We start from the raw sequence: 22,874 nt of genomic DNA, 5'->3' as shown, positions 1-22,874 counted from the left end.
AGTTACCCCATCATTTTTTCAATTGGCAGAACAAGAATAGAGCTGCAACCTTTCGCCTTTAAATCTTCCATGGTTTCCCAGAACAGCTTTTCTGTACTGACCATGTGAACAGCTACTTGTTTGTCAGTGTGACTGAGCGGCAAAATGGTCGGGGTTTCTGCACCCGGCAACAATTCAACCACTTCTTCAAGCTTATCTTTGGGCGCGTGGAGCATAATGTATTTGCTTTCCTTCGCCATTTGTACGCCATCGATACGCGGCAGTAACTGATCAATCATTGCTTGTTTTTCATCAGACAAAGTTTCGGAGTTTTGAATAAGCTGTGCCTGAGAACGGAATATCACTTCTTTCTCGACCAGGCCGTTAGCTTCCAGTGTTGCCCCTGTTGAGACCAGGTCACAAATTGCATCGGCTAAGCCTGCTCGCGGGGCTACTTCGACGGAGCCTGTCAGCATGACAACGCGGGCATTAATGCCATTGTCCTTAAGGTAACGCTTTAAGAGTTGCGGATAGGTCGTGGCAATTCGCATTCCGTCTAAGTCAGCTTGTGACTGATAAGAGAGCTCACGCGGTACCGCAATGGACAAACGACACTGACCGAACTCCAGCGCTCTGAGTGGCTGAAATACGGCTGTTGTATCGCTGGCTATGCGTTCAAGTCGAGCTTCTTCCAGCACGTTTTCGCCGACCAGACCTAAGTCGACAACACCGTCCATGACTAAGCCGGGAATGTCATCGTCACGCACCCGGAGTAAATCGATAGGATGACTGGTGCTGTGGGCAATGAGGCGGGCTTCATTAATGCTAAACTTAACACCGCAGGCATTTAATAAAGCCATTGACTCTTTACTCAGGCGGCCAGATTTTTGTATCGCTATCGTTAAACGGTTAGTCATAATTACTCCTAAAAATTAAAAAACCTCCGAAAGTTGCCTTTCGGAGGTTGTATAGTCAATCGAAAGGCTAGCGCTTATGCGGCTAGCCAGAAAGTCGCTCTCAGCTAGCCCATAAAATCCAATGATGTGCATGATGGTGATGAACGAATTTCATTTTGTTGACTCCAATAATGTACGCTGTATTTCACAAAGTTGTATAATACCTTAGCAGGTTAATTTTGTAATGCAAGCGTAAATTTATTCCTTTATGGGTCGATAGTAGGTTAATATTTAACCAGTGGTTGTATAATCAAGACGGTAACGTCGGTGACAAAAAGCAAGGATACAGCGGAGCAAACTCATGGCTAACTTTGATGCAATGGTGCCATTAATACCAAAGGATACCCGGGTACCGGTTGACCACTCTCAGGATCAAATGAGAGTCAATCAAATTGAGAAAACCAAAGAGCTTCAAGCGATTAGTGATGAGGAAAGCACTACTATTGATAATGATCCTAACCGCGAGAAACAACGGCAACAGCAGTCTTCTGAACAGCAGCAATCTGAACCCGAGGTAACTGAGGAAGAGTCAACAGAGGACAGTCTGGATAGCAATTCTGGTCATATAGACACCTACGCCTGACTCTTTTTCTATGTCATAATGCGCGCTAATTACCATTAACTAGCGCGAACTATGCCGACTGTTTCTTCCATTTTTCAGCCCGATGGTGAGCTGGCCTCAACAATAGACAACTTCCAGCCTCGTCCGTCGCAAACGACAATGGCACAAGCCATTGAAAAAACGCTGAAAAAGAAAAGCCAACTCGTGGTTGAAGCTGAGACCGGCACCGGCAAAACCTTTGCTTACCTTGCGCCCATTCTGCTTTCCAAAGGTAAGGCTATTGTCTCTACCGGCACGAAAAACCTGCAAGAGCAGTTGTTTCACCGGGACTTGCCCGTATTACGAAAAAAGCTGGCGCCGCAAAAAGTGGTCGCCTTGCTGAAAGGGCGCTCGAATTACCTCTGTCTGCATCGACTTGAACAAGCAAAGCAGCAGGCGGGGCAGCTCCCTAAAGAGATTCAGGATCAGCTTATTACCGTGACGCGTTGGTCAACGACAACCCGCAGCGGTGATATGGGTGAGCTGAACGTGCTTCCGGAAGGAGCGGCGGTTTTACCTCAGGTGACCAGCACTCAGGATAACTGCCTGGGGCGTGACTGCCCGGTTTATGATGACTGTCATTTAGTACAAGCGCGGAAGCAAGCTTTAGAAGCCGATGTTGTGGTGGTTAATCATCACTTGTTTTTCGCGGACATGGCATTAAAAGATACGGGTTTTGGCGAGCTCATTCCTGCTGTTGATACCGTGGTATTTGATGAGGCCCACCAAATCCCTGATATTGCCAGTCAGTACTTTGGTGAAACGGTGTCGACGCGTCAATTAAGCGAAATGTGTGAAGAAATTCAGCGCTTGTGTCTGACGGAGTTAAAAGACTTGTCACAGGCCAGTGCGATGGCGCGAACGTTATTACAATCGCTGCGCGATTTTCGGTTACTGTTTCCTCATGATCCAATGCGCGGCAATTGGCGCGAATGGCGCAATAAAGAAGACATTGTCGAAGTGACGGATCGTCTCGATGAGCGCTTAACCCTGCTTATTGATGTATTGAGAACTGCGCAGGGCCGGAACAAAGATCTCGACAATTTATTAGAACGGGCAGAGGATTATAGGGTCATTTGGCGTCAGTTAATGGACGTTGAACGCACTGGTTACAGCTTTTGGTTTGAAACCACGCCAAGACAAATCAGCTTGCATCAAACGCCACTAAGTGTGGCGAAGACCTTTGGTGGCTATATTAAGCGCAATAACATGAGCTGGATATTCACTTCGGCGACATTAGCGGTTAATGGCAACTTTGAGTTTTTCACACGCCGGCTAGGTATTGAAGAAGCGGACACTCTGGTTCTGGAAAGCCCCTTTGACTTTAAAAAACAGGCCACCTTGTGCCTGCCACGTTATTTACCGGACGCCAATGATCGCAATCGCCATGAAATGCTGACAGACATTGCCAAGCAATGCATCACGCATAATGACGGCGGAACGTTTTTATTGTTTACCAGCCATCGAATGCTGCAACAAATGGCAGGAATTCTGAGAGAGCACGTCGACAATGAAATTTTGGTGCAGGGCGAGTCGAATAAAGGTGAGTTGTTAGAGCGCTTTACCAAAGCCGGCAACGCCGTACTGTTAGGCACCTCGTCGTTCTGGGAAGGTGTGGATGTCAGAGGTAATGCGCTGCGTTGTGTGATTATTGATAAACTACCGTTTGCGTCGCCGGATGATCCGTTATTGAATGCCCGGGTGGAAGACGCACGCCTGCGAGGAGTAGATGCCTTTGGCACCATTCAGCTTCCGCAAGCCGTTATTGCGCTAAAGCAGGGCGCAGGGCGGCTTATCCGGGATAAGTACGACTCAGGGATTCTGGTGGTTTGCGATAACCGACTGGTAACACGTCAGTATGGTAAGCAGTTTTTGGCAAGTTTACCGGCTATGAGTCGCACCCGTAGCTTAGATACCGCGCTTGAATTTCTGGCGCATAAAAGTTCTACAGAAGAGCAAAATGTATGAAGTCGTTATTAGCTATAGATACATCAACTGAAAATTGTTCTGTCGCGCTTGTTCATGATGGCAAGCTGACAACCCGTGACATTGAAAGCCCCCGGGAGCACTCACAAAAAATGCTGCCTTTTGTGGAAGAGGTTCTCGACAGTGCTGGCGTGTCTTTAGCCGAGCTGGACGGGCTTGTGGTTGGCGCTGGCCCAGGTAGTTTTACAGGCGTGCGCATTGGCGTGTCTATGGCGCAGGGACTTTCATTTAGCGCTGATTTACCCGTTTATCCCGTGTGCAGTTTACAGGCGTTGGCACAGCAAGCCATCCGCAAAAACGATGTTGCTGGTGTGGTGGCTTGTATTGATGCACGCATGGGCGAGGTTTATTACGCTTTGTATACGAATGAGAACGGAGTTGCTGTGGCTCAGTCAGAGCCGGCTGTAGCAAAACCAGACACGAACCTTATTGATACAGAGCGCTTGAAGGGCTGGGGTACTGCTGGTACAGGCTGGGACGTCTATGCAGATATTCTTGATGAAAATCATGAGCTAAAACATAGCAATAATAGCCGGCTACCGCTGGCGGAGGATATGCTGACAGTAGTGAATGGTGCTGGTGTTGACCCGGTTCAGGCCGAACTGCTTGAGCCACTCTATGTGCGTAATGAAGTGACCTGGAAAAAGTTACCGGGGCGTTAACTTGCTGAACGCTCAGGAACTCGCCATAATAGATCCTGTCTTACATAACAGATGAGCCAATATTGACGTGCAGATAAACCCGCAAACGGTACAGCCGTTAAGTAACCAGCAGCAGGCATCGCAACAGACGGTGCAGCGTGACAACGAGCAGCAGAAAAATGCCGCCGTGTCTAATGCTGTGGAGTTACCGCAGGTCGTTCCTGATGCGAAGCAAAGCCGCCGTCAGGCAGAGCGTTGGCAGTCATTAAACACCATGTATGACGAACCACCTCAACGCTCACAAAAGGCGTTAAGTGCTTATCAAACGGTAGCTTTGAATGAAAAACGTGAAGAAGTTGCGTCAATGTTTGGTGTCGACGTTTATGCCTAAAGAGAGGTCTGTTATGAGATTACTGACATGTTTATTGTTCGCTATAGGTTTAGCTGGCTGTGCGTCTGTTCCGACAGAGTTGGAAACCAGCAATGAAGATGCGCTGGTCGCTTACAAGCAGGCAAAAGCTCAGCAGGATAAAGTGGTTGGTCAACCGGCCCGCTGGGGTGGAGTTATTGCTGACGTTCGCAATACAGAAGATAAAACGGTATTTGAAGTAGTGAGCTTCCCGCTGCAACGTTGGGGACGGCCCGAAGTGAGTGACGACAGTGATGGCCGTTTCTTAGCGGTTATTGATGGTTTTATTGACCCTGAAGTCTATAAAAAAGGTCGTGCGATAAGCTTCGTTGGTACGATTGGTGAAACTCAGCAGGGCAAAATTGATGAGTACACATACATTTATCCGGTTCTCGAAGCGGATAACCACTATTTGTGGAAGCCGAAAGCACAAAAGAACCACGTAGAAATTGACTACTCACCGCTGTGGTTCCGCCATAACTTCTATTCACCGTACTATCCCTACCGCTATCCGGTACCCGTGCGTGTGCGAGTAGAGGACAATTCAGGTACACCGGCAAAAGAACGTAACTGATTTTAATGAGTTTCCGGACAACGGCTGCGCAAGCGACACCAGTCAGCTATGAATTAGAGTGGGGCGTTGTTCGGGGACTGTGCTGGGGCGATCCCAACAACGTCACGGTTATTGCAACCCATGGCTGGTTAGACAACTGCCATAGCTTCCTTCCGTTAGCAGAGCGCTGGAACTCTGACCATGGTGGTTTAATCGCTCTCGATTGGGCAGGGCACGGACACAGTGACCACCGCCCGCCAGGAACTCACTACCACTTTATTGATTACGCCTACGACCTCTGGCAAATCCTCACGCATCATATTGATTCTCCGGTGACCTTACTGGGTCACTCTATGGGTGGTTTTGTCAGTAACGTGGTTGCTTCCATTTGCCCTGAAAAAGTCGACAAACTTATTTTGGTCGAAGCCTTCGGGTTACTGGTTTCTGATGAAATGAATGCCAGAGAGCAGTTAGCAAAGGGCTTTTCGAGTCGTTATAAAAAACGAAGCGGTCGCTGGCGCGGCTACTCAACGCTTGACACAGCGATTGATGCGCGCGCTGCTCAGGCTGACTTTTCCAGAGACTTAGTCGCGCTGCTGGTTGATCGAGGCTTGCATAAAGCGTCCGACCATTCATTTTCCTGGCGCGCCGACCCAAGAGTTAAGTCGGTATCGCCTTATCGCTTGCATTCAACCGCTGTCGATGAACTGCTCCAGGGACTGACTATGCCTGTGAAAGTCGTCAGGGGAGACAAAGGCCATGAAAACCTATCACGCGCCATTGAAAAATGGCAGCATCAGGTCACTGATCTAAACTTAATAACACTGAATGGTGGACATCATGTTCATATGGAGCAACCAGAAAAAATAGCTGAGTTGTTAAAATCGAGCGGTTAGCAGCGCTGTATGACTAGGATTAACTGGTCGGATATGCGAAGATAAAGTGTTAACAAAATAAAATTTAAGAGTGAGAGGCAGAGCCTTTTATGGAAAAGATTTGGCTAAAAAACTACCCGGCTGGTGTTCCTGAAACTATCGATCCGGATCATTTCTCGTCGCTGGTAGATATTCTCGAGCAGTCCATTGAGAAATACGGAGAGAAGACCGCATTCGTGAATATGGACTCAGAGATGAGTTTTAAAGAGTTGGGGCTAAAATCTCGCGAGTTCGCCGCTTACCTGCATAGTCAGGGGTTGAAAAAAGGCGATGCGGTTGCGGTGATGATGCCAAACCTGTTGCAGTACCCTATTGCTTTATTTGGTATTTTGCGAGCAGGAATGTCGGTGGTGAACGTAAATCCGTTATACACACCACGCGAGTTAAAGCATCAGCTGACTGACTCTCAGGCAAAAGCGTTGGTTATTTTAGAAAACTTTGCGCATACCTATGACAAAATCAAAGATGATGCGCCGCTGGATGTAGTGGTTACTACACAAATAGGTGATCAGCTGCCAGTGCCTAAGCGCTTTATTGTGAACTTTGTTGTTAAATACATTAAGCGAATGGTGCCGTCTCATGGTGTTAAAAACACCATAAGTCTGAACCAGGCAATGGCGAAGGGGGCTCAGGCAGAATATAAGCGTCCTGAAGTCACCGGTGACGACATTGCATTTTTACAATACACCGGCGGAACCACTGGCGTAGCCAAAGGTGCTATGTTGTCTCATCGCAATATGGTTGCGAACTTAGAGCAGGTTTCCGCATGCGTCACGCCAATTATGAGCGATGGTGAGGAAGTGATTATTACTGCGCTACCGCTGTACCATATTTTCGCATTAACGGCGAACTGCCTGACCTTCATTAAGCACGGCGGTAAAAACGTGCTAATTACTAACCCGCGCGACATGCCAAATTTTGTGAAAGAGTTGAATAAGTATCCGTTTTCAATGATCTCAGGGGTTAACACATTATTTAATGGTCTGCTAAACACGAAAGGCTTTAAAGATGTTAACTTCTCTAATCTGAAAGTGGCGCTTGGCGGCGGTATGGCGGTACAAAAAGCCGTTGCGGAAGAATGGGAACGGGTGACTAAATCACGCCTTCTGGAAGGTTATGGTCTTACAGAATGTGCGCCGGTTGTCACGGTTAACCCTTATGATATTGAGCACTACACGGGCAGTATCGGCTTACCTGTGCCTAGTACCGACGTTCGTATTGTTGACCCGGAAACGCGTGAAGAAGTGCCGATGGGCGAGCCAGGTGAGCTGGAAGTAAAAGGTCCTCAGGTTATGGTGGGTTATTTGAACCGCCCTGATGATACAGCTAATGCGATTAAAGATGGCTGGTTTGCAACTGGCGATATGGCGACGGTTGACGACCGCGGCTACTTTAAAATTGTAGACCGTAAGAAAAACATGATTCTGGTGTCTGGCTTTAATGTGTACCCTAATGAAATTGAAGACGTATTGGCTGATCATCCGAAGGTGCTTGAGTCAGCAGCGATTGGGGTCCCCCATGAGTCATCCGGCGAAGTGGTCAAAGTGTTTATTGTGGCAAAAGATAAGTCGTTGACAGAAAGAGAAATTATCGACTTTTCGCGCGAGAACATGACCGCTTATAAAGTGCCAAAACTGGTCGAGTTCCGGGATGAACTGCCTAAATCGAATGTCGGCAAAATTCTACGTAAAGAGCTACGTGACGAGGAAAACTCTTGACGCAGCTTGAACTTCCGGAGTCGGTGCGTCAGTACCGACTCATCTCTTCTACCGATGAATTAGCCGATTTCTGCTCTAAAGCTCGTCAGACGGGTTGGTTTGCAATTGACTCTGAGTTCGTGCGAGAGCGGACTTTTTACGCGAACCTTGGACTGTTACAGATGCATGCGGGCGGTGATACGGTTATCGTGGATCCGCTGGCTGATATTAATTTAGATCCAGTATGGTTGCTTATTTCTTCGGATAGCATTGAAACCGTTCTGCACGCCGGCGGCGAAGACATTGAACTGTTTTTCCATGAAAGTGGCGGTGCTCAACCAAGCCGTGTGTTTGATAGCCAAATAGCTGCCGGGTTTTGTGGCATTGGCGAGTCCATGGGCTACGCACGCTTAGTCAGTGAACTCTTTGATAATGTGGAGCTCGACAAAAGCCTGTCCCGGACCAACTGGTTGAAACGGCCTTTAAGCCCTGAACAACTGGATTACGCTGCCGCTGATGCCAGCTATCTGGCTGTTATGTATCCTTATTTGAAAGCACTTTGCGAAGAAAAGGGCTGTTTAGATATCGTCTACGAAGAGTCTGTACTTCAGGTTCATAAGCGAACAACTCGTATTCCTGACGACCTTTTATATTTACAAGTTGGTAATGCCTGGCAACTCAATGATGAACAGTTGGCGATTTTACAAGAGCTGGCGAGTTGGCGGTTGAACAAGGCTAGAAAGAAAAACATTCCTCTAGGATTTATCGCTAAAGACGGTGCATTATTAGAACTGGCCAGACACAAACCCAAATCACAAAGCGATTTAAATCACATTCGTGACTTACCGCCGTTATCAAAAAAGTATTCCGGCAATGAAATGATTACTGTCATTAAAAAAGCTGAAGAGCAAGCAGTTTCTAAATCGCTGAAGCCCTTAAGCCGATTAGACGATATGCCTGGCTACAAGGAAACGTTTAAAGCGGTAAAGCAAAAAGTGACCGAGCTCGCTGAGTCACTTGATGTGCCTGTGTCATTAGTGGCATCACGCAAGCAAATAAACGAGCTGATTAATTTCTTCTGGCAGTACTCGCCGCAGCAACAGGAACGTTTGCCGCAACCAGACTTACTGACGGGTTGGCGAAATGCAGCAATTGGGGCAGAATTAAGAGCTATTGTAACGTCATAGCGTCGGAGACACTTATGTTGTGCGATGTGTATCGCAGTTCCCGCAAAGCGGATACCTATGTTTACCTTCCTCATGGTGAAGACTTCAGTGAATTACCGGATGCCCTTGTGCAAAGTTTCGGTAAAGCAGAGAAAATACTGACCATAAATTTAACAACCCGTGAACAACTGGCTCGTTTGAGCGTCAAAGAATTAACTGAGCACTTGGCCAGTGACGGTTTTTATTTACAGCTTCCACCTAAGCAAGAGGACATTTCATGTTAATCAAATTCGTGAGTAGTGCGTTAATTGGGGCGTTGGCACTTGTCAGTGTGAGTGCCTCTGCACAAGAGAAGAGTGTTGAAGAAAAGTTTTCTGACTATGTGGAAGCGTTAAAAGACGAAGCCAGAGGCAATGATTACAGCGAGGAAACACTGGAAAAGGCCTTTGCGAAAGTAAAGTATTACGAGCGAGCCGTTGAACTTGATAAGAACCAGCCGGAATTTAAACTGACGCTGGATACTTATTTGCCTCGTGCTGTGCCTGAATGGAAAGCAGAAAAGGCATTAGAGAAATACGAAGAGCATAAAGAGTTGCTCGAAAAAGTGGGTAAAGAGTTCGGTGTTCAGCCGCGCTTTATCGTCGCTTTATGGGGAATCGAAACAAATTTTGGCTCTTATACGGGCGGCTTTGACGTGATTTCCGCATTGACCACATTAGCCTTTGATGGTCGTCGTGAAGCCTTTTTTAAGAAGCAGTTATGGCACGCATTAACCATCATTCAGGACGGGCATATTGCGCCAGAAAAAATGCAAGGTTCCTGGGCAGGCGCTATGGGGCAAACTCAGTTTATGCCCAGCTCCTTTATGAATTACGCGGTGGATTATGACGGCGATGGACGTAAAGATATTTGGGGCAGCTACCCGGACGTGTTTGCTTCTGCCGCTAACTATTTGAGCTCGGTCGGCTGGCGTGACGACGTCACCTGGGGACGTCAGGTGCAGCTACCAGAAGGGTTTGATACCTCTTTGTCTGGGCTGGACACGAAGAAAAAGCTTAGTGAGTGGGGCGACTTAGGTGTTACTCGATATGATGGCTCGGAACTGCCTCAACGAGACGACATTGAAGCGTCAGTTGTTATTCCAGATGATAAAGAAGGTCGTGTTTATCTGGCTTACGCGAACTACGACGCACTGATGCACTGGAATCGCTCACATTACTTTGTGGCAGCTGTTGGTTATTTGTCTGACCGTATTCGCTTCCCCCGGTAATCGCCGGAGCCGGGTATGGGGAGTTTGATGTCCTGGTATGAAAAGCCTTTGCAAGAGCTGACCACTACCGAGTGGGAGGCTCTTTGTGACGGCTGCGGGCAGTGTTGTGTCAACCAGCTGCTCGACGAAGAAGATAACCTATACTCGACCGATGTAGCCTGTAAATTACTCGATACCGAGACCGCTCGTTGCAGCGACTATGCAAACCGCAGCCGCCGAGTTCCTGCGTGTGTGACGTTAACACCGAACAACATTGAAGATGTTTACTTCATGCCGGCGACCTGTGCGTATCGGCTAAGGGCACAGGGACAGCCACTACCCAAATGGCATCCGGTAAGGCATGACGGAAGTAAAGAAGCAATGAAAAAGGCCGGCTATTGCGTTGCCGGCCATTGTATAAGCGAGTCAGAGTACCACGGGGAATTAGAGGACAGGATAGTGACCTGGCCGCTGAGTTAAGGGTTATTTATGGTACAGAACTAAACCGTCACGTTTTTTAAATAAGCTAATAAAGTGGGCGATAGTGACAATAACCGCGATAACGAGTACCCCCCCGAATATAAAGGTCATCCAGCCAGGCATGCCCATTCCAAGCCATTGCCAGTCGATATCGCCGCATAACCCCGGTGCGGCGAAAAGACCCGGAAGCCACTCGTGGAGAGGTGCCCACTCCGGAAAGTCAGGAGCGCTTTCGCAGACGGCGAAAAAAGCGTTTTTAGAAGTTTGTAAGTCCCAGTGGTCATAGGCAATACGGAGGCCTTCAAAGCTGCTGTAAAGCCAACCCAGCAAGCCAATCCAACGCAGTAATGCGAAGCTTGAGCCGATGAGGCCTATAATGGCGGATAGCGCAATGCCGACAACAGCCATGCGTTGATAGACACATTTAACACAAGGCTCAAGCCCTAATACAGCCTGAAAGTACAAGGCAGCCCCTAACAGTGCAGCGCAACCCAGAAAAAGAAGCAGCCAGGCAAACGGTTTGGTCGGCCATTGACCTATAGACAGCATCACTCTATTCCTTAAGAAAGTGTAAAAACGATGAAACCATACCCAAATGCTTTGGGAATGTCGATATAAAGGCTGAAGTTATCTTGTCCGACCTCGTATAAGGCTGCTAGAATCACTCTATCATTCAGCATTTGGGCGGGAAAATGATTATAAAAGCCAAAAGTCCGGCGGGATTTGCCGAAGAGTATATCGTTAAGTCTATTTGGAACGGGCATTTTGCGCCAGGAACCATTTTACCCGCAGAACGTGAATTATCGGAGCTAATTGGCGTTACTAGAACGACGTTACGCGAAGTTCTGCAACGCTTAGCTCGTGATGGTTGGTTGACCATTCAACATGGCAAACCGACCAAGGTGAATAACTTCTGGGAAACCTCTGGGTTAAACATACTGGAAACCTTAGCTCGCCTTGACGAGGATGGCATGCCTGAGCTGGTGGACCAATTGTTGTCTGCGCGTACAAATATTAGCGCAATTTATATTCGAGCTGCCATCCGCCATAATCCGACCCGAGTTATTGAGCTGATAGAAGCGGCCAAAGAGCTTGAGGATGACGAAAAAAGTTTTGCTGAGTTTGACTATCAGTTAAACCATGATTTAGCGATGGCGTCCGGAAATCCTATTTATGTACTTGTCTTAAACGGATTTAAAGGTCTTTATTCACGTATTGGTCAGTACTACTTCTCTTCGCCCGAGGCTCGTCAGCTGGCTCGGGACTATTATGAAAACTTAGTGAACTGCGCCAAAGAAGGCGACTATAACGAGTCGGTAAATCTGGTGCGCCGCTATGGTTATGAGTCTGCGGAAATATGGCACAGTTTGCGCGGTGATATGCCCAATAACCTAGTCGAATAAAGCGTCGGAAAGGCGCTTTTTTTTATGGCTAAAAATTTTGCGTTGCTTAGCTATTTACAATTCTATAACCTAGTAGTTGATACCTACCTAATAGCCAAAAGGAAAATAAAAAAATGAAGGGATCAGTACTAGATTTTGACGAGGGCAACCGTAGCGGCATTATCTCTGGTGAAGACGGTAATCGTTATACTCTCGATATTTCAGAATGGAAAGGAAACCAGCTGCCGAAAGCGGGTGCAAAAGTTGATTTTGCAGTCACTGGTGATAAAGCGGAAGGGGTTTACCCTGACTCTGCGGCTTCAAATACCAGCACATCGTCGAAGAAAATTGCCGCCGCTGTCTTGGCCTTTTTCTTAGGCGCTTTTGGTGCCCATAAATTCTATCTGGGATACACCAAAGAAGGCGTTATTATGCTGTTGGTGTTCTTGTTTGGTTTCATCCTACTGGGAATTCCATCATTCATTATCGGTATTATCGCGTTTATTGAATTCATTATTTATATCGTTAAGCCTGACGATGAATTCGAGGAAACCTATGTTCAGGGACATCGTCCTTGGTTCTAAAAGGGCATCGTCCTTGGTTCTAAAAGGGCATCGTCCCTGGTTCTAAAGGGGCATCGTCCTTGGTTCTAAGAGCCAGGCAATAAAAAAGGCGCCATTGGCGCCTTTTTGTGGTTAAAACTCGGTGCTATTAGCCTAAGTTTTTGTTCACAAAGTCCCAGTTCACTAACTTCCAGAACGCTTCTAAGTAGTTAGGACGAGAGTTGCGATAGTCGATATAGTAGGCGTGTTCCCATACGTCGACAGTTAACAGTGCTTCAACACCGTCGTGTGCAACTGGAGTGTCTGCGTCATCCGTATTCAGGATATCAACAGAGCCGTCAGATTTTTTCACTAACCAAGTCCAGCCTGAGCCGAAGTTGCCCGCAGCGCTTGCGTTGAACTCTTCCTGGAACTTCTCGAAAGAACCCCATTTGTCGTTGATAGCGTCAGCAACTGCACCTGTTGGAGCGCCGCCACCGTTAGGGCTTAAGCAGTTCCAGTAAAACGTATGGTTCCAGACCTGAGCTGCGTTGTTAAACAAACCACCTTTCTCAGACTTAATGATGTCTTCTAACGATTTGTTTTCAAGGTCAGTACCTTTTACCGCGTCGTTCAGTTTGTTGACGTAAGTCGCGTGGTGTTTGCCGTAGTGATACTCTAAAGTCTCTTCTGAGATATGAGGCGCTAAAGCGTTTTTCTCATAAGGAAGAGCGGGTAGTTCAAATGCCATAGTCTCTCTCCGTAGTTTTTCTTTTAGGGCGAATTAATATCTGGCGCTGCCAAATTCAGCCACCAGATGATGAATTGTTGTCTTTGTATCTACGTTATATAGGGTTGGTTAGATTGCTTTTCAAGGAAATCTTTCAATTTAGGCAAATCTTTTCTGCTGTGCTAGAATACTTGAGTGTTTTAATCAACCATTATTTAGAGCAGAGGTGTTATGGAAACGGTTGACAGAATTAAGCAGCAAATCGAAGAAAATCCAATTTTGTTATACATGAAAGGCTCGCCGAAACTGCCAAGCTGTGGCTTTTCGTCACAGGCAGCACAGGCACTTATGGGCTGTGGCCAGCCATTTGCTTATGTTGATATTTTGCAGAACCCAGACATTCGTGCGGAACTGCCAAAGTACGCAAACTGGCCAACCTTCCCACAGCTTTGGGTTGAAGGTGAATTAGTCGGTGGTTGTGATATTATCATTGAGATGTTCCAAAACGGTGAGTTGCAGCAACTGATCACAGAAGTTGCAGAACGTCATCCGGAACCTTCAGCAGAGTAAAATAGCTGAGCGAATATTAAGCAATCGGTCAAAAGTTTTGACGGAGCCCCTTGTTTTTGACTTGGGGTATCCCCATTACCGATTGTGAAGGTTTCATTTACTTTAACTGAAATGGAGAGAATCAATGTCTGTATTAGTAGGTCGTAAAGCACCTGATTTTACTGCAGCAGCGGTACTTGGCTCAGGTGAAATTGTTGAAGATTTCAAACTGTCTGACCATATCAAAGGCAAAAAAGCAGTTATTTTCTTCTACCCACTGGACTTCACTTTCGTATGTCCTTCTGAACTAATCGCTTTTGACAAGCGTTTAGAAGAATTCAACAAGCGTGGCGTAGAAGTTATCGGTGTTTCTATCGATTCTCAGTTCACGCATAACGCATGGCGTAACACCTCAACTGACGACGGTGGTATCGGTCAGGTGAAATACCCATTGGTTGCTGACGTACGTCACAGCATCTGTAAAGCGTATGACGTTGAGCACCCAGAAGCAGGCGTTGCGTTCCGTGGTTCATTCCTGATCGACGAAGACGGTATGGTTCGTCACCAAGTTGTTAACGACTTACCATTAGGTCGTAACATCGACGAAATGCTGCGTATGGTTGACGCATTGAACTTCCACCAGAAGCACGGTGAAGTTTGCCCAGCAGGTTGGGAAGAAGGTAAAGAGGGCATGAAAGACAACCCTGAAGGTGTTGCTTCTTACTTGTCTAAAAACGCTGATAAACTATAAGCGTTTAATGATATTAAAAAGTCGCTCTTCGGAGCGACTTTTTTATTTTCCCTTTGTGTTTTTGAGCTAGTCATTAGAGTCTAGTGGCCAGCCACCTAAATCTTTCCAGCGATTGACCATCCAACAGAATAATTCAGCTGTGCGCTCAGTGTCATAAAGAGCGGAATGCGCCTGTTTCCCATCAAACTCAATTCCGGCAGCCTGACAAGCTTTTATAAGCACCGTTTGCCCTAGTGTCAGAGCAGCCAAAGACGTGGTGTCAAAGCTCACAAAGGGGTGAAACGGATTACGTTTTAAATTGGCTCGCTCAGCCGCAGCCATGACAAAACTATGGTCAAAGTTCGAATTATGACCGACCAGAACGGAGCGCTGACAACCTGCTGCTTTTTGCGCTTTTCTAATGGGTTTAAACATTTCTCTTAGTGCTTCTGACTCTGGGACTGCACCGCGCAGGGGGCTACTTGGGTCAATACCATTAAAGTCGATAGCCGCTTGTTCTATGTTAGCGCCTTCAAAAGGTTCGACGTTATAATGCACCGAGTCAACCGGTTTTAAAGTGCCGTCGCTGTCAAAGTCTAGCAGTACCGCCGCTATTTCTAAAAGGGCATCTGTTTTTGCGTTAAAACCCGCGGTTTCAACATCAACAACGACAGGCATATAGCCACGAAATCGTTTCTTCATTAGCGACTCAGAAGTGTCAGACATAAAGACCCTTTAGTTATTTGGATGGTTATTTCAATTTGCGCCTATTATGCCAAAGATATATCGATAATGCTGAGAGAAACTCTAAAGCGCAGCGAATAAATGCCGATAAAAGCGTATTAGAATTTCAAACCGGAGTGCCTATGAAAAACTGGCCGATGTTAACTGCGGCTGCAGCGTCTGTATTGCTGGCAACGAGCCAGGCAAACGCCAATGCAGTTAGGCATTACAGTGCTGACCTTGATAGCTCGTCGTGGATACTCAGCGAGGAAAGCCGTTTGGAATGTGCGTTAGAGCATGAAATTCCGCGCTACGGTAAAGTTCGCTTTCAAAGTGAGGCCAGTAAAGAGCTGAACCTACGCATGAAAATGGACATGAAGAAGCTGCCTGACAGCTACGGTGTCTCAGCAATTGAATCAGTTCCACCTCGCTGGCGCCCGGGGGAAGCGAGTTATCAAATTGGCTCTATGCAGCTCTATAAGCAATTTAATGGCGAGTTACAAAAGCAACTGGCCTGGACACTGTTGAGTGAATTGGAAAAAGGGCGCTATCCAACGTTTTTCTACGACGACTGGTACAACAATCGTGATCAAGTGGCAGTGTCATTGTCGTCGGTGAACTTCCGAAATAAGTACGATGATTTTTTAAGTTGTGTCAATGCACTGTTGCCGTTTAGCTTCGAAGACATTGCTTACACGGTACTGAATCATGAAGCCGACAGCGAGAAACTGACTATGGCTTCGCAACGAAAGCTTAAACAGATTAGCGACTATCTCCAGGTGGATAATGAACTGGAACTGGTTCTGGTAGATGCGTATACCGATTCGCTTGGTGCGCGCGGGCCTAACCAGGAATTAACCGAACAACGCGCGAAAGAAATTCAGCAGTTTTTTGTTAATCGTGGCATAGACGCCGAGCGGATTAAAACCGTCGCTCACGGCGAAGATCGTCCGGTTAAATCCAATGACAATGAGATTAACCGTCAGATTAACCGCCGGGTTATTGTACAACTGACAAAACCGTCCTCGATTGAGCTATAAAATTTTTTTTTAAAGTTACATATGATACTAGTGTTATTGCAGTATTAAGATTAGATAACATTTGATTAAAAAAGGAAGTCATATGTCATTAAAAACTATACTGGTTAGCGTGGTGGCCGTTTTTATGGTTGCTTATTCTAGCGTTGTTTCTGCTGACGAAAGTAAAGTAGAGTTGTCGGAACAGAAAGAAGCTCTTATTTCGTTGTATAATAAAGAACTGATCTCTACTGAGACATTCAATAAGCTTATCTCCGAAGGTTTAAAACCAAACACGGAAGTTACTCTAAGAATAACCCGAAATGCACAAGTGCTAGTCAAGCAACTTAAATCTCAAGCTCAGAACTCACAAGGTGCCCCGCAAGATGGTGATGAAAAAGAGTTGAGATACGAACGAGAAGAAAATGGCAAGATATACGGGTATGTAGAAACGGAACGATATTTTGTGTCTGGTGGCTCAGGTCGTTGGATTCAAGTTCACTATTCTCGAACTTACCTTAGGGATGCGCCAAAAAAAGATGATGGTACCCAGGATCCCAAATAATTCTTAGCGAATAAGGTTTAGTTTAGATAGATAAATGCATGCGAGTAGACTATGACCTATGGGATATCGGTTATAGTCTACTTTTTAAATATTCTACAAGTCTTGTTTTAGTTTGTATTCGCACAAGTCTTCAATAACGCAGGAACCACAACGTGGTTTTCGGGCTATGCAGGTGTAACGGCCATGCAGAATTAACCAGTGGTGCACATCGACTTTAAACTCCGCCGGCACCACTTTTATCAGCTTTTCTTCTACTTCTTTGACGTTTTTTCCCGGTGCCAGTTTGGTGCGGTTAGACACGCGGAATATGTGCGTGTCTACGGCAATAGTCGGCCAGCCGAATGCGGTATTTAAAACGACATTAGCCGTTTTACGTCCGACCCCTGGCAGAGCTTCCAAGGCGGCTCTGTCTTCCGGTACTTCACCACCGTATTGCTCAACCAGAATTTTACAGGTCTTGTAGGCGTTTTCGGCTTTGGAATTAAACAGGCCGATGGTTTTTATATATTCTTTTATGCCATCCACGCCTAAAGCGAGCATCTCTTCAGCGGTTGGAGCCGCAGGGAATAACTTGCGTGTCGCTTTATTAACTCCGACATCGGTTGCCTGAGCCGACAATAACACGGCAATAAGCAACTGAAACGGGGTGTCGTATTCCAGCTCTGTGGTTGGGTTTGGGTTATTGTCGCGAAGACGGCTTAAAATTTCGTAGCGCTTAGTTTTATTCATAATTAATTATTACTGTTGTGCGGTTACACGGGCGCGGGTGACGGTTTTCTTCTCTGCTCGCTCGGCTTTTATGGCATCAATTCGGTTTTTCAGGGCAATGATAAAGCCCATGCCAATAAAGGCGCCTGGCGGCAATATGGCAAGCAGAAGCGGATAGTCAACGGTGAATAACTCAATTCTTAATTGGGCGGCCCAGTCGCCAAGTAAGAGCTCTGCTCCATCGAACAAAGTACCATTACCAATAATTTCACGTATGGCGCCCAGCAGCATAAGAACCAGAGCAAAGCCAACACCCATCATCAAGCCGTCAAATGCCGCTTTCTGCCACGGGTTCTTAGACGCATAAGCTTCGGCACGGCCGATAATGGCACAGTTTGTGACTATCAATGGAATGAAAATGCCGAGCGATTGGTACAGCTCGAACACATAGGCATTCATAAGCAATTGAATAACAGTAACAAAGGTGGCAATGACCATTACAAAGACCGGAATGCGTATTTCCTGAGGCACAAAACTGCGCACGAGTGACACGGTTACATTAGAGCCGATAAGCACAAACAGTGTCGCCAAGCCGAGCCCTAAAGCGTTAGTGACAGACGCCGTGACAGCCAAGAGAGGGCATAAGCCAAGTAGCTGCACTAAAGCTGGGTTGTTATCCCAGAGTCCTTGCCAGGTTAGTTCTTTGTACTCGTTCATTGTGCGGCCTCCTCACAGCGCTGAAGCTCAGCATTGAATAATGTGTCCGCGTTTTCCTCTAAATAAAGAGTCGCTCGTTTGACCGCGCCAACCACCGCTCGCGGTGTAATGGTTGCGCCTGTGAATTGATCAAACATGCCACCATCGCGTTTTACCGCCCAACGGTTATCGTCGTCGGATTTAACTTGCTTGCCCGAAAAGGAGGTAATCCAGTCATTCTTCTCTATTTCTATTTTATCACCCAGGCCTGGTGTTTCCTGGTGGCGTAACGTCCTGACACCCAGTAATTCACCTGAGGGTTTTATAGCCAGTAATAAGCGAATGGCACCTGAATAGCCATCGGGAGCGACAATTTCGGCGGCCAAAGCAGTGGGTTCATCGTTTACCCAGGCTCGATACATCGGGTGCGATTCGTTGCTACCCAGTGCGTTATGAGTCACTAAACGACAAGACTGATAAAGGTCATTGTCGTGCATTGCCGGAGGAATGAGTTGGTTAAGCGTCCGTAATACCTGAGCTTGCTGTTGTTGCGCTATTTTATCTTTGGTCAGCACTTGTACGCCCACCACTAAAGCCGTAGCAATAACCGCAAAGGCGGCCAGTATAAGGCCGTTTTTCTGCATACTATTAATGGTCATTTGCGTTCTCCGTGACCATAAACGGTTGGTCTTGTATAACGATCAATAATAGGAACACACATATTGGCTAACAGCACCGCGAACGCAACACCGTCGGGATACCCACCCCAACTGCGGATAATAAACACCAATACACCGATTAATATGCCGAAAATAACTCGCCCCCGGTTCGAGGTTGCCGCAGAGACCGGGTCGGTCGCAATGAAAAATGCGCCAAGCATTGTTGCGCCGCTCAGTGCGTGAACCACAGGCCCTGTCATAAGATCGGGGGCGAACAGATATGCAAAGAAGGCCGGAACACACAATCCCGCGATGAGTCCGACAGGAATGTGCCAACTGATAATACGCTGTTGTATGAGTAACAAACCACCAATGAGAAAGCCGAGGTTAACCCATTGCCAGCCAGCGCCCGCTAAAAAGCTAAACTGGGGCTTGGCATACACTTCGGTCAATGTGAAACCCTGTGTTAAACCTGTTTTTATGGCATCTAAAGGGGTTGCCATAGTGACACCGTCAATACCGGCTCGCAGTTGTTCGACGCTATAACCTGCCGGTGTATATTCAAACAGTATGGTATGTAGCGTCTGCCAAAGCGTGAGTGAATGCTCGCCTATTGTCGATGGTGGTAGCCAGTTGGTCATTTGTACCGGAAAAGATATTAGCAATAAAACGTAACCCGCCATCGCCGGATTAAACAGGTTTTGTCCCATGCCACCGTAAACATGCTTAACGACGACAATGGCAAACAACGTACCAATAACAATGATCCACCAGGGGGCTAAAGGCGGAATACTAATGGCCAACAAAATGGCAGTGACCAAGGCTGTATTGTCTCGCAGTGCGGACATAGCGGGGCGATCACGAGCAATAATACAGGCTGACTCAGCAATTAAAGCGGTAATTACTGCCAGAATTATTTGAAACCAAACACCGAAGCCGAAGAAATAGCTTTGTATCAACACACCGGGCACCAGCGCGTAGCAAACCCAGCGCATCATGCTGCTGGTACTGTGTTGGCTGTGCCCATGAGGTGACGACGCTATTTTAAAACTCATGACTCATTTCCTTTCGCTGAGTTATTTTCTTCATCGGCTTTTTGTGCCTGGGCGGCTTTTTTGGCTTTTGCACGGGCAATTGCAGCAGCAACGGCAGCAGACTTACCGCCTGACTCGGGTTTTTCTTTGTTGTCTGTCGTTGCGGTTTCCGCTTTTTCAGCCTGGGCTTTCTTGCGGGCTTCGGCTGCTTTTCTATGGCGCTCTAAGCGCTCCTGCTTCTCACGCTCTAAACGCTCTTGCCGAGCTTCAAAGCGCTGGCGCGCATGTTCAGCCTTGGCCTTTTCCCGGACGATATTACGTATTTCTGCTTTTGCTTTACGGTAATAATGCACCAATGGAATTTCGCTGGGGCAAACATAGGCGCACGCGCCGCACTCTATGCAATCAAATAGGTTCTGCTCGTCCAGCGCGTCATAGTCTTTGGCTTTAGCCAGTAATTGCAGTTGCTGTGGCTGTAGCGTAGCTGGGCAGGCGTCGGCACAGGCACCGCAACGTATACAGGCTAATTCAGGCCCCGGTGCCGGCAGCTCTGCTTCTGTCGGAGCCAAAATACAGTTGGTGGTTTTTATGACCGGAACATCAATGCTAGGCAGAGTAAAGCCCATCATAGGGCCACCCATAATTACGCGTTGTTTATTTTCAGGAGTAAATCCAGATTCTTTTAGCAAATGTTCAATAGGTGTTCCCAACAGCGCCCAAAGGTTACGCTTTTCTTTTATGGCATCGCCAGTGACTGTCACAACACGTTCAAGTAGTGGCTCACCATGAATAATAGCGCGTTTGACGGCATAAGCAGTTCCAACATTTTGCATCAAATAACCAATATCCATCGGCAGTTTGCCGCTGGGGACCTGCTCACCGGTCAGCAGCTCAATGAGTTGCTTCTCGCCGCCGGAAGGGTACTTTGTTGGTACAACCTTTAGTGCTATTTGCGAGTCGTCCCCAATGGCGGTGCGAATAGCTTCAATAGCCTTAGGCTTATTGTTTTCTATGGCGAACAGCACGGAATCACAATGAGTAATGTACTGAAGGATTTTCACACCCGCGATTATGTCTTCGGCGTATTCCTGCATTAACCCATCGTCTGCGGCAATATAAGGTTCGCACTCAACGCCATTAATAATGAGATGACGCAAAGGCTTTTGCTGTGCCAGTTTTTGCGCGGTTGGGAAACCCGCTCCACCTAAACCGGCAATACCGGCTTGTTGTATCAACTCAAGCAAGCGAGAGACTTCAACTTCCCGATAATCCGGAATGGCGTGCTTATTGCCCCAGCGGTTTTCTCCATCGGGTCTTATTACAATGGCTAGTTCGGGCAAACCTGAAGCATGTGCCGTTGGGCGTTCTTCAATAGCGTGAATAACACCGGACGTCGGGGCGTGTAGTGGTAGCCCCAGACTCAAACTGGCCTCAGTGAGTTGCTGTCCTTTATCAACCCTCTGACCCGGCTCAACTAACATATTGCCCGATGGGCCAATATGCTGACGTACCGGCAGAATTAATTCGTCAGGTAAAGGTAGCGAGCGTATTGGTTTGTTGCACGCAGGTGCTTTTCTCTCTGGCGGATGTATACCGCCAGGGAAATGGCCAGATACATTGCTCGACACATAAATAGTGTTGTTATCTGGACGACTCATTCAACCACCTTCACCGGAATGCTGTTCTTTTTGATGTTTTCTTTAACGGTATCGAGATCCCATTGCCAAGTTTCCGGGCTAGCCTTCACGGCGACCATGTCGATGCAGTCGACTGGGCAAGGCTCAACACATAAGTCGCAACCTGTGCATTCGTGTTCAATAACAGTGTGCATTTGTTTAGCTGCACCTAATATGGCGTCGACAGGGCAGGCCTGAATACATTTAGTACAGCCTATGCATTCGTCTTCCCGAATAACGGCAACTTTTTTGACATCTTCTTCACCGTGCGCAGAGTCTAAAGGTTTTGCCTCAACACCCATTAAGTCGGCCAATTGCTTGATAGTTGCTTCGCCGCCGGGCGGACACTTATTGATATCGTCACCGTTTGCGATGGCTTCGGCATAAGGGCGACAGCCTGGGTAGCCGCATTGACCACACTGGGTTTGTGGCAGAATTTCATCGATTTGGTCAACAATAGGGTCGCTTTCAACTTTAAACTTAACCGCGGCAAAGCCCAGAATAACGCCAAATATCAGCGCTAAAATGCCAAGTGTAATAACTGCTCCTAATACACTCATTTAACTGCTCACTAATCCGCTGAAGCCCATAAAGGCAAGAGACATAAGACCGGCTGTTATCATTGCAACCGCTGAACCTTTAAAGGTTACTGGCACATCGGCGGCAGCCAGACGTTCGCGCAACGCTGAGAAAAGAATAAGAACCAGCGAGAAGCCAATGGCAGCACCAAGGCCATAAACAATAGACTGAACAAAGTTGTGCTGCTCATTAATGTTCAATAAAGCCACACCCAGTACCGCACAATTAGTTGTAATTAGCGGTAAAAATATGCCCAGTAAGCGATATAAGGTAGGGCTGGTTTTATGCACGACCATTTCGGTGAACTGAACAACCACCGCAATAACCAAAATAAAGCTTAGCGTTTGCAGCGACATAAGTCCTAACGGCTCGAGTAAGTATTCATTCACTAAATAGCTGCAAACAGACGCTAATGTCAGTACGAAGGTCGTTGCTGCGGACATACCAATAGCCGTGTCGAGTTTATTGGATACCCCCATAAATGGGCACAAGCCAAGAAACTTAACGAGCACAAAGTTATTTACCAATACTGTGCCAATTAATAGCAGCAAATAGTCGGTCATTGAGCATTCCGCAACAGTGAAAAATAAAGAGCGCATATTATCGGTGTTTTGAGGCTTATAAACAACCGCC

Annotated in this window: 28 protein-coding genes; 17 read left to right on the top strand and 11 right to left on the bottom strand. The window is 47.0% G+C overall.

The annotated features are described in order from the left end of the window. Positions 1-2 precede the first annotated feature (2 nt). Positions 3-896 carry an ATP phosphoribosyltransferase gene (gene hisG, locus CWI73_RS04540; RefSeq protein WP_126751724.1) on the bottom strand — a complete coding sequence of 298 codons (894 nt, stop codon included), beginning with the start codon at positions 894-896 and terminating at the stop codon, positions 3-5. 340 nt (positions 897-1,236) lie between these two features. Between hisG and CWI73_RS04535 the strand changes: the two genes are divergently transcribed. The 11 genes from CWI73_RS04535 to CWI73_RS04485 all read left to right on the top strand — a co-directional run bounded on the left by CWI73_RS04535 (position 1,237) and on the right by CWI73_RS04485 (position 10,652). After that, positions 1,237-1,518, top strand: a complete 282-nt coding sequence (locus CWI73_RS04535; RefSeq protein ID WP_126751723.1) for a hypothetical protein — start codon at positions 1,237-1,239, stop codon at positions 1,516-1,518. A 51-nt stretch (positions 1,519-1,569) separates the two neighbouring features. Beyond that, positions 1,570-3,504, top strand: coding sequence for a DNA repair helicase YoaA (locus CWI73_RS04530; RefSeq protein WP_126751722.1), 1,935 nt, complete (start codon positions 1,570-1,572; stop codon positions 3,502-3,504). Continuing rightward, positions 3,501-4,184 carry a tRNA (adenosine(37)-N6)-threonylcarbamoyltransferase complex dimerization subunit type 1 TsaB gene (tsaB, locus tag CWI73_RS04525; RefSeq protein ID WP_126751721.1) on the top strand — a complete coding sequence of 228 codons (684 nt, stop codon included), beginning with the start codon at positions 3,501-3,503 and terminating at the stop codon, positions 4,182-4,184. Before CWI73_RS04530 ends, tsaB begins: the two co-directional genes overlap by 4 nt. A 67-nt stretch (positions 4,185-4,251) precedes the next feature. After that, the gene (locus CWI73_RS04520) at positions 4,252-4,554 is read left to right on the top strand and encodes a hypothetical protein (RefSeq protein ID WP_100691720.1); all 303 of its coding nucleotides are present in this window, start codon (positions 4,252-4,254) and stop codon (positions 4,552-4,554) included. A 13-nt stretch (positions 4,555-4,567) separates the two neighbouring features. Continuing rightward, complete coding sequence (locus CWI73_RS04515; protein ID WP_058578754.1) at positions 4,568-5,146, top strand: Slp family lipoprotein; 579 nt, start codon at positions 4,568-4,570, stop codon at positions 5,144-5,146. 5 nt (positions 5,147-5,151) lie between these two features. Further along, positions 5,152-6,021, top strand: coding sequence for an alpha/beta fold hydrolase (locus tag CWI73_RS04510; RefSeq protein ID WP_126751720.1), 870 nt, complete (start codon positions 5,152-5,154; stop codon positions 6,019-6,021). Between the two features lie 89 nt (positions 6,022-6,110). Next, positions 6,111-7,778 carry a long-chain-fatty-acid--CoA ligase FadD gene (gene fadD / locus CWI73_RS04505; RefSeq protein WP_126751719.1) on the top strand — a complete coding sequence of 556 codons (1,668 nt, stop codon included), beginning with the start codon at positions 6,111-6,113 and terminating at the stop codon, positions 7,776-7,778. Beyond that, entirely contained in the window at positions 7,775-8,944 is a 1,170-nt protein-coding gene (rnd, locus tag CWI73_RS04500) for a ribonuclease D (RefSeq protein WP_126751718.1), read from the top strand. Before fadD ends, rnd begins: the two co-directional genes overlap by 4 nt. A 14-nt stretch (positions 8,945-8,958) precedes the next feature. Continuing rightward, a complete protein-coding gene (locus CWI73_RS04495; protein ID WP_053952570.1) occupies positions 8,959-9,207 on the top strand; it encodes a YcgL domain-containing protein in 249 nt (82 codons plus the stop codon). Next, positions 9,201-10,193: a lytic murein transglycosylase gene (locus CWI73_RS04490; protein WP_082343077.1), complete on the top strand. Its 993-nt coding sequence runs from the start codon at positions 9,201-9,203 to the stop codon at positions 10,191-10,193. Before CWI73_RS04495 ends, CWI73_RS04490 begins: the two co-directional genes overlap by 7 nt. Before the next feature lie 15 nt (positions 10,194-10,208). Beyond that, positions 10,209-10,652 carry a YcgN family cysteine cluster protein gene (locus CWI73_RS04485; RefSeq protein ID WP_241968819.1) on the top strand — a complete coding sequence of 148 codons (444 nt, stop codon included), beginning with the start codon at positions 10,209-10,211 and terminating at the stop codon, positions 10,650-10,652. Positions 10,653-10,655: 3 nt separating this feature from the next. Here CWI73_RS04485 and dsbB read toward each other — a convergent pair whose 3' ends face one another. Continuing rightward, positions 10,656-11,201, bottom strand: coding sequence for a disulfide bond formation protein DsbB (gene dsbB / locus CWI73_RS04480; RefSeq protein WP_126751794.1), 546 nt, complete (start codon positions 11,199-11,201; stop codon positions 10,656-10,658). A 143-nt stretch (positions 11,202-11,344) separates the two neighbouring features. Here dsbB and fadR point away from each other — a divergent pair, with 143 nt between their 5' ends. Both fadR and CWI73_RS04470 read left to right on the top strand, forming a co-directional pair. After that, complete coding sequence (fadR, locus tag CWI73_RS04475; RefSeq protein ID WP_126751717.1) at positions 11,345-12,055, top strand: fatty acid metabolism transcriptional regulator FadR; 711 nt, start codon at positions 11,345-11,347, stop codon at positions 12,053-12,055. Between the two features lie 113 nt (positions 12,056-12,168). After that, entirely contained in the window at positions 12,169-12,618 is a 450-nt protein-coding gene (locus CWI73_RS04470) for a TM2 domain-containing protein (protein ID WP_053952567.1), read from the top strand. A gap of 127 nt (positions 12,619-12,745) precedes the next feature. Here CWI73_RS04470 and CWI73_RS04465 read toward each other — a convergent pair whose 3' ends face one another. Then, the gene (locus tag CWI73_RS04465; RefSeq protein WP_053952566.1) at positions 12,746-13,327 is read right to left on the bottom strand and encodes a superoxide dismutase; all 582 of its coding nucleotides are present in this window, start codon (positions 13,325-13,327) and stop codon (positions 12,746-12,748) included. Between the two features lie 210 nt (positions 13,328-13,537). Here CWI73_RS04465 and CWI73_RS04460 point away from each other — a divergent pair, with 210 nt between their 5' ends. Beyond that, positions 13,538-13,876 (top strand): Grx4 family monothiol glutaredoxin, encoded by a 339-nt coding sequence (locus tag CWI73_RS04460; RefSeq protein WP_126751716.1) that lies wholly within the window; start codon positions 13,538-13,540, stop codon positions 13,874-13,876. 124 nt (positions 13,877-14,000) lie between these two features. Beyond that, positions 14,001-14,606, top strand: a complete 606-nt coding sequence (locus tag CWI73_RS04455; protein ID WP_088767774.1) for a peroxiredoxin — start codon at positions 14,001-14,003, stop codon at positions 14,604-14,606. Between the two features lie 66 nt (positions 14,607-14,672). Here CWI73_RS04455 and rnt read toward each other — a convergent pair whose 3' ends face one another. Continuing rightward, entirely contained in the window at positions 14,673-15,311 is a 639-nt protein-coding gene (rnt, locus tag CWI73_RS04450) for a ribonuclease T (RefSeq protein ID WP_126751715.1), read from the bottom strand. A gap of 140 nt (positions 15,312-15,451) precedes the next feature. On the opposite strand from rnt, the gene CWI73_RS04445 reads away from it, so the two are divergent. Together CWI73_RS04445 and CWI73_RS04440 are read left to right on the top strand one after the other, a co-directional pair. Further along, a complete protein-coding gene (locus CWI73_RS04445) occupies positions 15,452-16,348 on the top strand; it encodes an OmpA family protein (RefSeq protein WP_126751714.1) in 897 nt (298 codons plus the stop codon). Between the two features lie 82 nt (positions 16,349-16,430). Beyond that, positions 16,431-16,889 carry a hypothetical protein gene (locus tag CWI73_RS04440; RefSeq protein ID WP_126751713.1) on the top strand — a complete coding sequence of 153 codons (459 nt, stop codon included), beginning with the start codon at positions 16,431-16,433 and terminating at the stop codon, positions 16,887-16,889. 93 nt (positions 16,890-16,982) lie between these two features. Here CWI73_RS04440 and nth read toward each other — a convergent pair whose 3' ends face one another. From nth to rsxA, 7 genes are read right to left on the bottom strand one after another with little or no spacing between them, the layout of a single operon-like run. Beyond that, on the bottom strand, positions 16,983-17,618 hold the full coding sequence (gene nth / locus CWI73_RS04435; protein WP_126751712.1) for an endonuclease III: 636 nt from the start codon (positions 17,616-17,618) through the stop codon (positions 16,983-16,985). A gap of 9 nt (positions 17,619-17,627) precedes the next feature. Then, the gene (locus CWI73_RS04430; RefSeq protein WP_053952560.1) at positions 17,628-18,314 is read right to left on the bottom strand and encodes an electron transport complex subunit E; all 687 of its coding nucleotides are present in this window, start codon (positions 18,312-18,314) and stop codon (positions 17,628-17,630) included. Further along, a complete protein-coding gene (rsxG, locus tag CWI73_RS04425) occupies positions 18,311-18,952 on the bottom strand; it encodes an electron transport complex subunit RsxG (protein ID WP_126751711.1) in 642 nt (213 codons plus the stop codon). Before rsxG ends, CWI73_RS04430 begins: the two co-directional genes overlap by 4 nt. Then, a complete protein-coding gene (gene rsxD, locus CWI73_RS04420) occupies positions 18,949-20,007 on the bottom strand; it encodes an electron transport complex subunit RsxD (protein WP_126751710.1) in 1,059 nt (352 codons plus the stop codon). Before rsxD ends, rsxG begins: the two co-directional genes overlap by 4 nt. Beyond that, the gene (gene rsxC, locus CWI73_RS04415) at positions 20,004-21,644 is read right to left on the bottom strand and encodes an electron transport complex subunit RsxC (RefSeq protein WP_126751709.1); all 1,641 of its coding nucleotides are present in this window, start codon (positions 21,642-21,644) and stop codon (positions 20,004-20,006) included. The genes rsxD and rsxC overlap by 4 nt, the downstream gene beginning before the upstream one ends. Continuing rightward, positions 21,641-22,222, bottom strand: coding sequence for an electron transport complex subunit RsxB (gene rsxB / locus CWI73_RS04410; protein ID WP_126751708.1), 582 nt, complete (start codon positions 22,220-22,222; stop codon positions 21,641-21,643). Before rsxB ends, rsxC begins: the two co-directional genes overlap by 4 nt. Then, positions 22,223-22,804, bottom strand: coding sequence for an electron transport complex subunit RsxA (gene rsxA, locus CWI73_RS04405; protein WP_053952646.1), 582 nt, complete (start codon positions 22,802-22,804; stop codon positions 22,223-22,225). Positions 22,805-22,874: the final 70 nt, after the last annotated feature.

The organism is Idiomarina piscisalsi (assembly GCF_003987095.1).
Taxonomy (GTDB): domain Bacteria; phylum Pseudomonadota; class Gammaproteobacteria; order Enterobacterales; family Alteromonadaceae; genus Idiomarina; species Idiomarina piscisalsi.
This window is presented reverse-complemented; position numbering and strand designations above follow the sequence as displayed.

Excerpts from the sequence above, each read along its gene's own strand:
- CWI73_RS04445 (WP_126751714.1), top strand. The coding sequence starts at position 15,452 with ATGAAAAACTGGCCGATGTTAACTGCGGCTGCAGCGTCTGTATTGCTG.
- CWI73_RS04510 (WP_126751720.1), top strand. The coding sequence starts at position 5,152 with ATGAGTTTCCGGACAACGGCTGCGCAAGCGACACCAGTCAGCTATGAA.
- dsbB (WP_126751794.1), bottom strand. The coding sequence starts at position 11,201 with ATGCTGTCTATAGGTCAATGGCCGACCAAACCGTTTGCCTGGCTGCTT.
- CWI73_RS04535 (WP_126751723.1), top strand. The coding sequence starts at position 1,237 with ATGGCTAACTTTGATGCAATGGTGCCATTAATACCAAAGGATACCCGG.
- rsxA (WP_053952646.1), bottom strand. The coding sequence starts at position 22,804 with ATGACCGACTATTTGCTGCTATTAATTGGCACAGTATTGGTAAATAAC.
- CWI73_RS04530 (WP_126751722.1), top strand. The coding sequence starts at position 1,570 with ATGCCGACTGTTTCTTCCATTTTTCAGCCCGATGGTGAGCTGGCCTCA.
- CWI73_RS04490 (WP_082343077.1), top strand. The coding sequence starts at position 9,201 with ATGTTAATCAAATTCGTGAGTAGTGCGTTAATTGGGGCGTTGGCACTT.
- tsaB (WP_126751721.1), top strand. The coding sequence starts at position 3,501 with ATGAAGTCGTTATTAGCTATAGATACATCAACTGAAAATTGTTCTGTC.
- fadD (WP_126751719.1), top strand. The coding sequence starts at position 6,111 with ATGGAAAAGATTTGGCTAAAAAACTACCCGGCTGGTGTTCCTGAAACT.
- CWI73_RS04485 (WP_241968819.1), top strand. The coding sequence starts at position 10,209 with ATGGGGAGTTTGATGTCCTGGTATGAAAAGCCTTTGCAAGAGCTGACC.
- nth (WP_126751712.1), bottom strand. The coding sequence starts at position 17,618 with ATGAATAAAACTAAGCGCTACGAAATTTTAAGCCGTCTTCGCGACAAT.
- rsxD (WP_126751710.1), bottom strand. The coding sequence starts at position 20,007 with ATGAGTTTTAAAATAGCGTCGTCACCTCATGGGCACAGCCAACACAGT.
- CWI73_RS04440 (WP_126751713.1), top strand. The coding sequence starts at position 16,431 with ATGTCATTAAAAACTATACTGGTTAGCGTGGTGGCCGTTTTTATGGTT.
- rsxC (WP_126751709.1), bottom strand. The coding sequence starts at position 21,644 with ATGAGTCGTCCAGATAACAACACTATTTATGTGTCGAGCAATGTATCT.
- CWI73_RS04430 (WP_053952560.1), bottom strand. The coding sequence starts at position 18,314 with ATGAACGAGTACAAAGAACTAACCTGGCAAGGACTCTGGGATAACAAC.
- CWI73_RS04515 (WP_058578754.1), top strand. The coding sequence starts at position 4,568 with ATGAGATTACTGACATGTTTATTGTTCGCTATAGGTTTAGCTGGCTGT.
- fadR (WP_126751717.1), top strand. The coding sequence starts at position 11,345 with ATGATTATAAAAGCCAAAAGTCCGGCGGGATTTGCCGAAGAGTATATC.
- CWI73_RS04465 (WP_053952566.1), bottom strand. The coding sequence starts at position 13,327 with ATGGCATTTGAACTACCCGCTCTTCCTTATGAGAAAAACGCTTTAGCG.
- CWI73_RS04470 (WP_053952567.1), top strand. The coding sequence starts at position 12,169 with ATGAAGGGATCAGTACTAGATTTTGACGAGGGCAACCGTAGCGGCATT.
- CWI73_RS04495 (WP_053952570.1), top strand. The coding sequence starts at position 8,959 with ATGTTGTGCGATGTGTATCGCAGTTCCCGCAAAGCGGATACCTATGTT.
- rnt (WP_126751715.1), bottom strand. The coding sequence starts at position 15,311 with ATGTCTGACACTTCTGAGTCGCTAATGAAGAAACGATTTCGTGGCTAT.
- rsxG (WP_126751711.1), bottom strand. The coding sequence starts at position 18,952 with ATGACCATTAATAGTATGCAGAAAAACGGCCTTATACTGGCCGCCTTT.
- CWI73_RS04460 (WP_126751716.1), top strand. The coding sequence starts at position 13,538 with ATGGAAACGGTTGACAGAATTAAGCAGCAAATCGAAGAAAATCCAATT.
- hisG (WP_126751724.1), bottom strand. The coding sequence starts at position 896 with ATGACTAACCGTTTAACGATAGCGATACAAAAATCTGGCCGCCTGAGT.
- CWI73_RS04455 (WP_088767774.1), top strand. The coding sequence starts at position 14,001 with ATGTCTGTATTAGTAGGTCGTAAAGCACCTGATTTTACTGCAGCAGCG.
- rsxB (WP_126751708.1), bottom strand. The coding sequence starts at position 22,222 with ATGAGTGTATTAGGAGCAGTTATTACACTTGGCATTTTAGCGCTGATA.